General features: G+C 62.4%; 9 protein-coding genes. 2 read left to right on the forward strand and 7 right to left on the reverse strand.

Annotation, left to right across the window (positions count from 1 at the left end; translation table 11 throughout):
• Positions 1-4: 4 nt before the first annotated feature.
• Positions 5-904, forward strand: coding sequence for a DMT family transporter (locus M2S36_RS02405; RefSeq protein WP_233687484.1), 900 nt, complete (start codon positions 5-7; stop codon positions 902-904).
• 62 nt (positions 905-966) lie between these two features.
• On the opposite strand, the gene M2S36_RS02410 is transcribed toward M2S36_RS02405, so the two are convergent.
• The 4 genes from M2S36_RS02410 to M2S36_RS02425 all read right to left on the reverse strand — a co-directional run bounded on the left by M2S36_RS02410 (position 967) and on the right by M2S36_RS02425 (position 6173).
• On the reverse strand, positions 967-2220 hold the full coding sequence (locus tag M2S36_RS02410) for an OprD family porin (protein ID WP_207830254.1): 1254 nt from the start codon (positions 2218-2220) through the stop codon (positions 967-969).
• A 58-nt stretch (positions 2221-2278) separates the two neighbouring features.
• Positions 2279-3583, reverse strand: a complete 1305-nt coding sequence (locus tag M2S36_RS02415) for a CitMHS family transporter (protein WP_063913523.1) — start codon at positions 3581-3583, stop codon at positions 2279-2281.
• A gap of 123 nt (positions 3584-3706) precedes the next feature.
• A complete protein-coding gene (gene dctA, locus M2S36_RS02420; RefSeq protein WP_207830256.1) occupies positions 3707-5020 on the reverse strand; it encodes a C4-dicarboxylate transporter DctA in 1314 nt (437 codons plus the stop codon).
• A gap of 73 nt (positions 5021-5093) precedes the next feature.
• Positions 5094-6173 carry a 4-oxalomesaconate tautomerase gene (locus M2S36_RS02425; RefSeq protein ID WP_082888347.1) on the reverse strand — a complete coding sequence of 360 codons (1080 nt, stop codon included), beginning with the start codon at positions 6171-6173 and terminating at the stop codon, positions 5094-5096.
• Positions 6174-6320: 147 nt separating this feature from the next.
• Here M2S36_RS02425 and M2S36_RS02430 point away from each other — a divergent pair, with 147 nt between their 5' ends.
• A complete protein-coding gene (locus M2S36_RS02430; protein WP_016714082.1) occupies positions 6321-7214 on the forward strand; it encodes a LysR family transcriptional regulator in 894 nt (297 codons plus the stop codon).
• A 60-nt stretch (positions 7215-7274) separates the two neighbouring features.
• On the opposite strand, the gene tcuB is transcribed toward M2S36_RS02430, so the two are convergent.
• The 3 genes from tcuB to M2S36_RS02445 all read right to left on the reverse strand — a co-directional run bounded on the left by tcuB (position 7275) and on the right by M2S36_RS02445 (position 10960).
• Complete coding sequence (gene tcuB / locus M2S36_RS02435; protein WP_333956647.1) at positions 7275-8456, reverse strand: tricarballylate utilization 4Fe-4S protein TcuB; 1182 nt, start codon at positions 8454-8456, stop codon at positions 7275-7277.
• Positions 8437-9891: an FAD-dependent tricarballylate dehydrogenase TcuA gene (gene tcuA, locus M2S36_RS02440; RefSeq protein ID WP_333956648.1), complete on the reverse strand. Its 1455-nt coding sequence runs from the start codon at positions 9889-9891 to the stop codon at positions 8437-8439. Before tcuA ends, tcuB begins: the two co-directional genes overlap by 20 nt.
• A gap of 148 nt (positions 9892-10039) precedes the next feature.
• Positions 10040-10960 (reverse strand): LysR family transcriptional regulator, encoded by a 921-nt coding sequence (locus M2S36_RS02445; RefSeq protein ID WP_233687488.1) that lies wholly within the window; start codon positions 10958-10960, stop codon positions 10040-10042.
• Between the last annotated feature and the right edge of the window lie 184 nt (positions 10961-11144).

Genomic DNA, 11144 nt, shown 5'->3' on the forward strand with positions numbered 1-11144 from the left:
ATTGATGCAATCTCATTTCGGCAAAGGCGTCCTCTTTGCACTCTGCGCCGCAGCACTGAATGCAACGATCGGCGTACTCAGCAAGGTGTTGATGAACAGTGGATTCAGCTCCAGCAGCATCGCCCTGATAAAAACCGTACTTGGTTGCCTGCTGCTGTCAGCCTTGCTCATGTTCCTCAAGCGGCCCCTGCATACGGCCAAGTGGCTCCCTGCCGCTGTTTGCGCCTTTCTCGGCATTTTCGTGCTGTTCCACTTTGAAACCTCAGCCTATAGCCATTACGCCGCGGCAGGTGTCGTGGTGATCCTGATGGCGAGTGCCTCCATTTCTTCGATACTGCTGGGACGGATAGTCCTCAAGGACCCAATCACCGCCAACGCGACGGTAGGCGCCGGATTGACGATAGCCGGTATAGCCGTGATTTTCGGAGCCGATCTGGAACAAGGCTTCACGCTGCAAGGCGCAGTGCTCGCTTCGATCGGAGGCTGCGGTTATGGCGCATTTTCGGTTGCCATGAAGCGCATGGGCGTTTCCGGGGGGCTGCATTTCACTCGCCAACTGTTGTTTTTCGGCAGTCTTTACCTGCTGATGCCAGCTGCGACCGATGGGTTCATCATCGGAGAGCTTTCGTTGGCGGCGGTCATGGCGCTGCTGGCTCTGGCTGCGTTACCGACCATCCTCGGCTTCTTCTGTACCACCAAGGCCATCGAGTACCTGAAGCCATCGCAGGTCCAGGCACTGGAACTGACTGAACCGCTGTTTGCCGCGCTGCTGGCGTTCATGATCCTCAATGAGGTACCTCGAGACACCTTGTACCTTGGGGCCGGGTTGATTCTCAGCGGACTGTGTTTCTCCAACGAGCTGATCCGGTTAGGCAAGAAAGCGCCACAGCCGTCCGGAGCGTGATTCGTTCTTCTGCCTGCACCTGGCGAGCAAGCGCTCCAAGAGCGCATGCTCGCGCCGCCGCATTACCAAACCGCTATATCGTAGGTCAGGTAGATCCGGTTGCTGTCGCGACCTCGGGAAAAGTCAGAACGGTAGACATAGTTGCGAAGTTTCACGCCCAACCCTTTCACCGGCCCGGACTGCACCACGTAGGCAAGCTCCACGTCACGCTCCCACTCGCTTAGCCCGGCATCAGCGGAGCGACCGTTGTCGCCGCTCAGGTAGCGCGCCATGAACGTGAGCCCGGGGACACCGGCTGCTGCAAAGTTGTAGGCATAGCTCGCCATCCAGGTTTTCTCTTCCTCCTCGATGAATTTGCCGATACCCACGTTGCTGAACGAGTAGACCGTCGCACCGCTGATGTACGGCAGCCCGGCCTCGCCGTCGAGCACCTGGTAACCGGCACCGACCGTGTGCCCGGTGTGTGTGTAGGACAGCTGCCCGCTGAACATGTCATTGTCGATCTCGCCACCGTGAGCGGCTCCGCTGTCGCGGCTCTTGAAATAGCGCAGGTCGGTGGTGAACACCCCGCCGGCCAACGGCAGGTCATGGACCAGGCCGACATAGTCCTGGCGGTAGAAGTGTTCGAGCTGGCCGTGGAAGTAGCTCAAGCGCAGCTGCTTGCTGACGGCATAGTCGGCACCGGCAAAGTTGAAGTCGCCAGACTCCCCGCCGCTGTAGCCATCCAGGAACAGGCCCGTGCTGTCGGAGGAATCCCGCTGCTTGAAGCGGTCCAGGTGGCCGGCAGTCAAGGTCAGGCCATCGACATCGGTACTGGTCAGCTGCGTGCCTTGGTAGGTCTGCGGCAACAACCGCGCATCGTTGTAGACCAGCACCGGCGTCTTGGGCAGCAAGGTGCCATGCTTGACCACGGTCTGCCCCAGTCGCGCCTTGGCCGTCACCCCGGCACTGGCGAACTCGTCAGCCGCACGGCCATCGTCATGCACCGGCAGCAAGCCGGTACCGCTGCGGCCGCGGCCCGAATCAAGCCGTACGCCTACAAGCCCCAGGGCATCGAGCCCCAGGCCCAGCGGGCCTTGAGTGAACCCCGATTGGTAGTCCAGCAAAAAGCCCTGTGCCCACTCCACCCGCTCACTCTTGGCAGTTGCAGCAGCGCGGGCGCTCATGCCTTGTTCGTCGCGGAAGTTTTCGTTGAAGTAAACGTTGCGCAGCTGCAATTTGAGCTTGCCGTCGTCGATGAATCCGGCAGCGCCGGCCACAGGCAGCCAGCCGCAGAGCAGGCCACAGGTGGCCCCACGGAAAACAGTTCGGGACATGTTCGGTACTCTGTTGTTGTTCTTGGATGAGGTGGGCGCCAGCGGCGCCCCATGCAGATCAGACGAAGAAGGACAAGGCCCCCGTGACCAAGGCCAGCGCGGTGATGACCAGCGATGTCAGCACCGCCCATTTCACGGTGGCCTTCTGGAAGTCGCCGATGTCACGATCGACCATGCCCACCAGCAGCAAGGTCGAGGCCACCAACGGGCTCATCAGGTGCACCGGCTGCCCCAGCACCGAGGCGCGGGCGATTTCAACCGGGTCGATGCCATAGGCGGCCGCGGCGTTGGCAAGGATCGGCACCACGCCAAAGTAATAGGCGTCGTTGGACAGCACGAAGGTCAGCGGCATGCTGGTCAGCGCCACCACCAGCGGGAACCAGTGGCTCCACGCGTCGGGAATCCAGTCGACCAGGGTCTGCGCCAAGGCATCGACCATCTTGGTGCCAGAGAAGATCCCCGCGAAGATGCCTGCGGCGAACACCAGCAGCACCACGGTCATGGCGTTGCCCGAATGGGCGAGGATGCGCTCCTTCTGCAGATCCAGCTGCGGGTAGTTGATCATCAGCGCCGCGACGAAACCGATCATGAACAACAGTGCCGCGTGCATGACACCCATCACCAGAGCCGTCATCACGGCAATCACCAGCACCAGGTTCACATACGCCAGCCGTGGGCGCTTGTGCGGGTTATCACCGAGGATTTCCTTGATGTAGCAGTTGCCGCCACCGGACTCCAGGGCGATGTTGCCGATGCGTCGGCGCTCGGCGCGGCCCAGCAGGTAGGCGGTGAACACCACCCAGGCCGCTCCGCCGATCACGGTCGGCAGCATCGGAATGAAATACTCGGTCGCATCCAGCCCGAGCGCGGCAATGGCCCGGGTGGCCGGCCCACCCCAGGGGCTCATGCCACTCATGATGCTCAGCGACAGCATGGACACCGTTGCCAGTATCATCGGGTTCATGCCGATGCGCTTGTACAGTGGCAGCATGGCCGCGCAGGTAATCATGTAGGTGGTGGTGCCGTCACCATCGAGCGCCACCAGCAGGGACAGCAGCGCAGTACCGATGGCGATCTTGATCGGGTCACCATTGACGCGCTTGAGGATCTTGCGGATCAACGGGTCGAACAGGCCGGCATCGATCATCAGGCCGAAGAACAGGATGGCGAACAGCAACAGGGCCGCCGAAGGCGCCACCATTTTCAAGCCATCGAGCATCATCTTGCCCAGTTCGGGGGCGAAGCCACCGATCACTGCAAAGACAACGGGTACTACGGTAAGCGCAACGATCGGTGACAGGCGTTTGCTCATGATCAGGTAGGTGAAGGTCACCACCATGATCAGGCCCAGGAGTGCGAGCATGGTCTTATCTCTTGTTTTTATTCTATTGCGGCCATCGCCAAGGCAGACGGCCCCCTACCCCACTCGACATCGCTGGGATGCTGAGTGGGATTCTAAGTCAACAATGGGAGGTAGAAGAGGCTTTCAGCCGTGATGCCTAGGCTCGGCAGACCAGTCGGCCGGCACAGTGTCCGCCACGTCCGGTGCAGCCGGGGTGCCGTTCAGGCGGCGCAGCAAGGTTTCCCGTTCACAGGCATTCTCAGACAGTGAGATGACCACGGTGGCCACGGCGTTGCTGGCCAGGCTGGTCAGGGCACGCGCCTCGGACATGAAGCGATCGATGCCGATCAGCAAGGCAAGCCCTGCAAGCGGGATGTCGTGAATGACGGTCAAGGTCGAGGCCAGCGCAACGAAACCGCTACCGGTCACACCCGCGGCGCCTTTTGACGACAACAGCATGATCGCCAGCATCGTCACCGTCTGGCCGAGGCTCAGATCAATGTTGCAGGCTTGGGCGATGAACACCGCCGCCAGCGACAGGTAGATGGCAGTACCGTCGAGGTTGAAGGAGTAGCCGGTTGGCAGCACCAGCCCGACCACACCTTTCTTGCAGCCCAGCTTTTCCAGTTTTTCCAGCATGCGTGGCAGTACAGGCTCGGTGGACGATGTGCCGAGCACCACCAGGAACTCCTCGCGGAAATAGCGCAGCAGCTTCCACAGGCTGAAGCCATGGGCACGGCAGATGCCGCCAAGCACCACGAGCACGAAAAACGCACAGGCGATGTAGAGCGTACCGACCAGCTTGGCCAGTGCGCCCAGGGACGTTACGCCGTACTGCCCGACGGTGAAGGCCAGCGCACCGAAGGCACCGACCGGGGCGAAGCGCATCAGGTAGCCGAAAATGCGGAACACCATGGTCGAGGCGGACTCCAGCACATCGAGTACCGGCTTGCCCTTCTCGCCCATGGACGACAGGGCAAAACCGCTGAGCACCGCGATGAACAGCACCGGCAACACTTCACCCTTGCTGAACGCCCCGATGAACGTGTCGGGAATGATGTGCATGAAGAAGTCGACCACGCTGAGCTTCGCCGCAGAAGCGGCGTACTGGCCGAGCCCCTCGGTGCTGAGCGTGGCCGGGTCGATGTTCATGCCGACGCCCGGGCGGAACAGGTATACCGCTGCCAGGCCGATCATGAGGCTGACGACGGTCAGTACCAGGAACAGCAGCAAGGTCTTGCTCATCAAACGCCCCAGGGAGCGCTTGTCGGTCATGCCGGCGATACCGGTGACGATGGTGCAGAAGACCACGGGCGCGATCATCATCTTGATCAGCTTGATGAACGCATCACCCAGAGGCTTGAGCGCAACGGCCTGTTGCGCCCAGAAGTGACCGACCACCACGCCCAGCAGGACGGCGCAGAGGATCTGGAAGTACAGCGATTTGGCAAGTCTCATGAGGCATCACCCATTGTTCAAATTGTGCGGATGCGCTTGTTGCGAATGTACAGGTCTGGGCTACCGCCTGGGCTTACCCCGCCAACCTGCGGAATGTAGGGGCGTAAACGAAGCCTGAGAACAGCCGCCGGGCAGTTCGCACCACCGAGGCCTGAATCGTCTTGCCATCGGCACCGCTGCGTGACAGCGCGACATCGATACCGCCACTTGGGTGTTCCAGGCGTACCTCGGCCAGTTGCTCGGCACCCTCGCCCAGCAGTTCGCCGATGACCGTACCGGGGCTGACGCAGGCAGTCGCCAACCCTATCGCGCCGGTGATGGCCAGGGCGCGGTGGCAGTTGTGCGGCATGAAGTAGCGAACCTGCAACGTGCCGTCATAGCGGGGCTTGGACACCAGCACCGGCTTCGGGATGACCATACCGCTGACATCGCCCAGGCCCATGGCCTTGCCGGCCTTCAGGCGCAACGCCTCGAGGCGCTCGAGCAGACCGACGTTGGCGTCGAGTTCGGCCGGGGTTTCCGAGCCGGTGACACCCAGCTGGCTGGCTTCAATCACCATCATCGGCATGGCCATGTCGATGCAGGTGACCGATACGCCATCGATCACATCCTTGGCCTTGCCAGTCGGGAACAGCTTGCCGGTCTTGCTGCCGACCGCATCGAGGAAGGTCAGGTGCACCGGGGCGGCAGTGCCCGGTACGCCATCGATCGCCGTACGGCCTTCGTAGCGCACGATGCCGCCGGGGGTTTCCACCAGCGAATTGACGAAAGTACCGGTGTTGAGGTTGCGAATACGCACCAGTGTCTTGCCGTCCTGGCCTTTGACCAGGCCTTGTTCGATGGCGAACGGGCCAACGGCGCACAGCATGTTGCCGCAGTTGGGCGCGGTATCGACCCGGCGCTGGGCGACCATGACCTGCACGAACAGGTAGTCGACATCGGCGTCGGCATGCAGCGAGGGGCTGACAATCGCTACCTTGCTGGTTTGCGGGCTACCGCCACCGATACCGTCGATTTCCAGTTCATGCCCGGAACCCATCAGGTTGATCAGCAATTCGTCGCGTTCGACCACATTGGCAGGAAGGTCCCATGCATGAAAAAAGGGGCCCTTGGAGGTGCCGCCGCGCATGAGTACGCAAGGAATTCGTTGCATGATTTCGCACTCTTGTTGATCAATGGACATCATTGATGCTGTGGACAAAAGATTGACAGGGATGGATAAATCAATCCAATGCAAATATCGTAGTCATTGTTCCGATTTGAGCATCAATAAAGAGCCCAATGCCAAGAGCGAACCGAGATGGAATATGAGCTGCAAGACATACGATCTTTCGTGAAAATCGCCGAACTCGGTAGCTTCCACGAAGCCGCAGAAGCGCTGCACCTGTCCCAGCCTGCCTTGAGCCGACGGATCAAGAAGCTCGAGGAAGGCTTGGGCACGTCGTTGCTGGAACGCACCACCCGTCGCGTCAGCCTGACCAGCGTCGGGCGTGACTTCCTGCCCAAGGCCAGGCGCCTGCTGGATGACTTCGAGGACTCGATCCTGAGCATTCGCGAACTCGCCGAACGACAGACCGGCCAGGTCACCCTCGCCTGCATCCCGACCGCGGCGTTCTATTTCCTGCCGTCGGTGATCCGCGACTACAACGAGCAATACCCGAAGATCCGCATTCGTCTGCTGGACCTCAGCGCCAACGACGGGCTCGAAGCCGTGTTGCGGGGTGAGGCCGATTTCGGCATCAACATGATGAGCGGCCAGCACCCGGACATCGAATTCGTCTCCCTGGTACAGGAACATTTCGTGCTGGCCTGCCGCAGGGACCACAAGCTGGCGAACCGCGAAGCCGTCACCTGGACAGAACTGGCCGACTACCGCCTGATCGGCGTAGGCCGACTGAGCGGCAACCGGATGCTGCTGGACCATGCCCTGTCCGGGCTCAATCTGCGGCCCAAGTGGTTCTATGAGGTTCAGCACCTGTCCACCTCGCTGGGCATGGTCGAGGCCGGGCTGGGCGTGTCGGCCATGCCCAGCCTGGCCATGCCCAACGCCGACCACCCGACGCTGGTCAGCGTGCCGCTGATCGAACCCCAGGTCACCCGCACCCTGGGGTTGGTCTATCGCCGCGGGGCGTCGCTGTCGCCAGCAGCGGAGAAGTTCGTGTCGATCCTGCTGGACAAGTGGCCCAACCGATAAGCGAAACGCCTTGCGTTTCGCGCGGCGCGGCACAGGGGAAAAACCGGCGGCGTCCATGGTTCACTCTCCTCCCAGCCCCAGGGCGTTGGGCCGGCGTTTCTCGATCGCGAACTTCAGCAGTGCCGCGCTGCGGAACAGGCCATGAGCGAACTTGCCATAGGGCAGCGTGACGAATAGCGCCATCACAGTGCCCAAATGGATCGCCAGCAGGATCGCCATCGCTGCGGTATCACGCAGGCCCAGCAACGCAAGGCCCGTGGCGCTGACCAGCAGCAGAAGCAGGATGAACGCCCGGTCCATGGGCCGCTGGGCAACATCGCCCTGCTCCGGCGCCCTGCGCAGGTTCAGCGCCAACAGCCCGGCCGGCCCGACGATCAAGCCAATGCCGCCGAGTGTTCCGAGCAACACCGGTGCACTCAGCAGCGGGTACGGCGCCTGCTGGCCCAGCAGGTAGTGATACCCGGTGGCGACCACCGTGGCGGCAAAGCACAACATGAAACCGTAGAAGGTGAAGTGATGGAAGCGCCGGCGCCAGAGCGTGTAGCGATCATCGGCATTGTTGCAACCTTGGCCGTGTCCGCCGTCCAGGTATTTCAGGGTCAACGCTGCGCTTGATGCCTCGAACACTGCCCCTTTGGCCGGTTGCGCCAGCGCCTCGGCAGGCGAGACCGAGCGCCAGAAACGTCGTACCGCCACCGCCAGGGCCACACCTGCAGCGGCAAAGACACTACCGAACATCAGCGCCAGAGCGTTGTGCGGGAAGACCGCATAGAAGTTCCCCGCCAACCGCCCGGGCAGCAGCGTGCCGTTGACGTACAAGGTCAGCAGCAAGAACAGCGACAAGGCGACGGCCAATGCAGTGGCGACATAGGTGCCGTTGTGCCGATACAGCCGTCCGAAGAGGGCCGGCCAGGCGTACTCGGCGTAAGTCTGCCCGCGCACCTTGGCCATTGCCTGGGGCACGTTGACGGCAAACTCGTGGGGTTGGGCGTACTGGCAGGCGTGCAGGCAAGCGCCGCAGTTGTGGCACAGGTTGGCCAGGTAATGGATGTCGGCCTTGCCGAACTCCAGCCTGCGGGTCATGGCCGGGAATACTGCGCAGAAGCCTTCGCAGTATCGGCAGGCGTTGCAGATCCGCATTTGCCGGTCCACTTCCCGCTCCTCCAGGTTCAACACCGGGATCAGTGCGAGGGCCGGCCGGGCGGCATCAGGCTGGCATGGTTCAGGCAGTTGCACGGTCATGGCGATTCTCTTTTTCTGGATGTTCGTAACCTGCCGCCGCAGCGGCGCTGGTCCCGGCGATACGGCCGAAGGCGGTGCCGATGGACATGCCGACACCTGCGGTGTAGCCCTTGCCCAGTACGTTGCCCGCCATCATCTCGCCGGCAACGAACAGGTTCGGACTGGGACGTCTGTCGAAATGGACCGCGGCAGTTTCATCGGTGCGCAACCCCAGATAGGTGAAAGTCACGCCAGGACGCAGTGGGTAACCGTAGTAAGGCGGTGTATCGATCGGGCGCGCCCAGTGGCTTTTCACCGGCTCCAGGCCCACGGTGTGACAGTCATCCAGCCGGGTGTGGTCGAAAGTGCCCACCTGGCAGGCCTGGTTGTAGGCATGTACGGTTTCGAGGAAGGCCTGCACAGGCAAACCGAGCAGGCCGGCCAGCGCCTCCAGGCTGTCGGCGCTGGCACCGGGGAAAACCGGCGGCATGAAGCGACCGAGCGCTTTCTGGTCGATGATCGAGAACCCCACCTGCCCGGGCTGATGGGCCACGAGACGCCCCCAGATGGCATAGCGCTTGGGCCAGAAGTCCTCGCCTTCGTCATAGAAGCGCTGGCCGTCGCGGTTGACCACCACGCCCAGCGACACACAATCGATGCGCGTGCAGATGCCGCCGTCGTACAGCGGAGCGCGAGCATCGATCGCCACCATGTGCGCCTGGGTCGGGTCGCCAATCGTGTCGGCACCCTGTTCGATCATGCGGCGCAACAAGACCCCGTCATTGAAACGCGTACCGCGGATCAGGAAATTGTCTGAAGGCCACTCCCCTCGCGCGTTCTGCCCCCAGGCCTCGCGCAGCCACTGGCGGTTGGACTCGAAACCGCCGGCGGCAAGCACGCAGGTGCGCGCCTCGATGCGCTCGGCGGGCAGTTGCCGCCCCTGAACCTCACGCGCCGGCACATGGGCCGCAACGAAGCGTCCGTCCTGCAGTTCGATGTCGGCTACAGGCGTGTCGTAGCGTATCTGCACCCCGAGGTTTTCGGCGCTGCGAAAGTAGGCATTGACCAGCGCCTTGCCGCCGCCCATGAAGAAGGCATTGGTCCGTGCGGTGTGCAGCGCACCCGACAACGAGGGCTGGAAATGCACACCATGGCGGCGCATCCACCCGCGGCAGCTGGAGGACGCGCGAATCACCAGACGCGCGAGCTTTTCGTCAGTCTGGCCACCGGTGACCTTCAGCAGGTCCTGCCAGAACTCTTCCTCCGGGTAAGCCTCGACCAGCACGTCCTGCGGGCCATCATGCATGCAGCGCAGGTTACGTGTGTGTTGTGAATTACCACCACGCCAGGCGCGGGGCGCGGCCTCGAGCAGCAGCACGCTGGCTCCGGACTCTCGCGCCATCAGCGCGGCACAGAGGGCGGCATTGCCCCCTCCGATGACTAGCACATCGATCATTTCGCCTCCAGGTCACGAAGAGCCGAATGTTCGGGTGCTCCTCGTGGCCACGGACTTTAATGAGTGCCCGGAGGGTGCGAAACGCGATCGTCGGGGGGAGGCATTCAGTTTTTCTAAAGGGGTTGGATGAATGAACCCACAGTCTGGGTCATAGCAACCGGGCCCCAGGCCATCGGCCCTGCTCCACCAGATCCCGAGCGACCTCCTGCAGTACGATCCGTGTCGCCAACGCGGCCGGCGAGAGCTCGTCATCGGTCAGGCTGACAATCACATTGCGACGCTGCGCCTGTGCTTCATCGATGGCAAACACGCGCAAGCCCGCCTGATGCGCCCGGGCCACCGTGGCGCCGGGCTGGATGGTGGCGGCATGGCCCGCACAGACACAATCCATCAACAGCGACAGACCATCGACTTCCATGACGATGCTGGCCTCCAGCCCGGCCCGTTCGAAAATCGAGCGCAATGTCGTACGCAGACCATGCTGGGTGCTGGGCATCACCAAGGGGAGCGTCGCAATCTGTTGCAATGTAAGCGACTCGCCCCACTCGGCCTTGACCAGCGGGGCGGGAACCAGCACGAACAGCCGCTCCGTCAGAAGCGCCCGGACATCCAGCCGCGGCCCCGTCTCTGCCTGGAACAGCACCGCCAGGTCAAGGTGCCTGGCATTGAGTTGGTTCATCAGATAGCCAGACAGCATTTCCACCAGGTGCAGGCGGATGTCCGGATAGCGTTCGCGCATCCTGTCGATCAACGCCAGGCCAAGAATCGATGCGGTGGTCGGTGCCAACCCCACGCTGGCGTAGCCGCTCATGCGGCCGCTCTGTGCTGCCAGCACAGCATGCTCCGCCTGACGAAGCGCCAGGCGCGCATGGTATTCAAAGGCCAGGCCCGCCGCCGTCGGCGAGACGCCGGTGCTCGAACGTGTCAAAAGCCGGGTACTCACCTCGCTCTCCAGCTTCGACAGTTGCTGGCTCAGTGCGGAGGCGCCGACCCCGAGCTCGACCGCCGCCCTGCCAAGACTGCCGTACTCCAGAACACTCAGGAAATAGCGAAGCTGACGTAACTCCATACAACTCTCTTCAACGATGGGGGCAGGCCTGGAGCATGTTAACCGTATTTGCACAGCGTGGGCGCTCAAGCCTTGATCGACAGGACGCTACGGTGGAACGGACTGGCCCGCCCTCATGGAACCGCACATGACTCATTGAATTGGCAGGGACCCTGTGGGAGCGGCTTTAGCCGCGAACACCGGC

This window comes from Pseudomonas sp. SF2 (assembly GCF_036858055.1).
In the GTDB taxonomy this organism is placed as follows: Bacteria; Pseudomonadota; Gammaproteobacteria; order Pseudomonadales; family Pseudomonadaceae; genus Aquipseudomonas.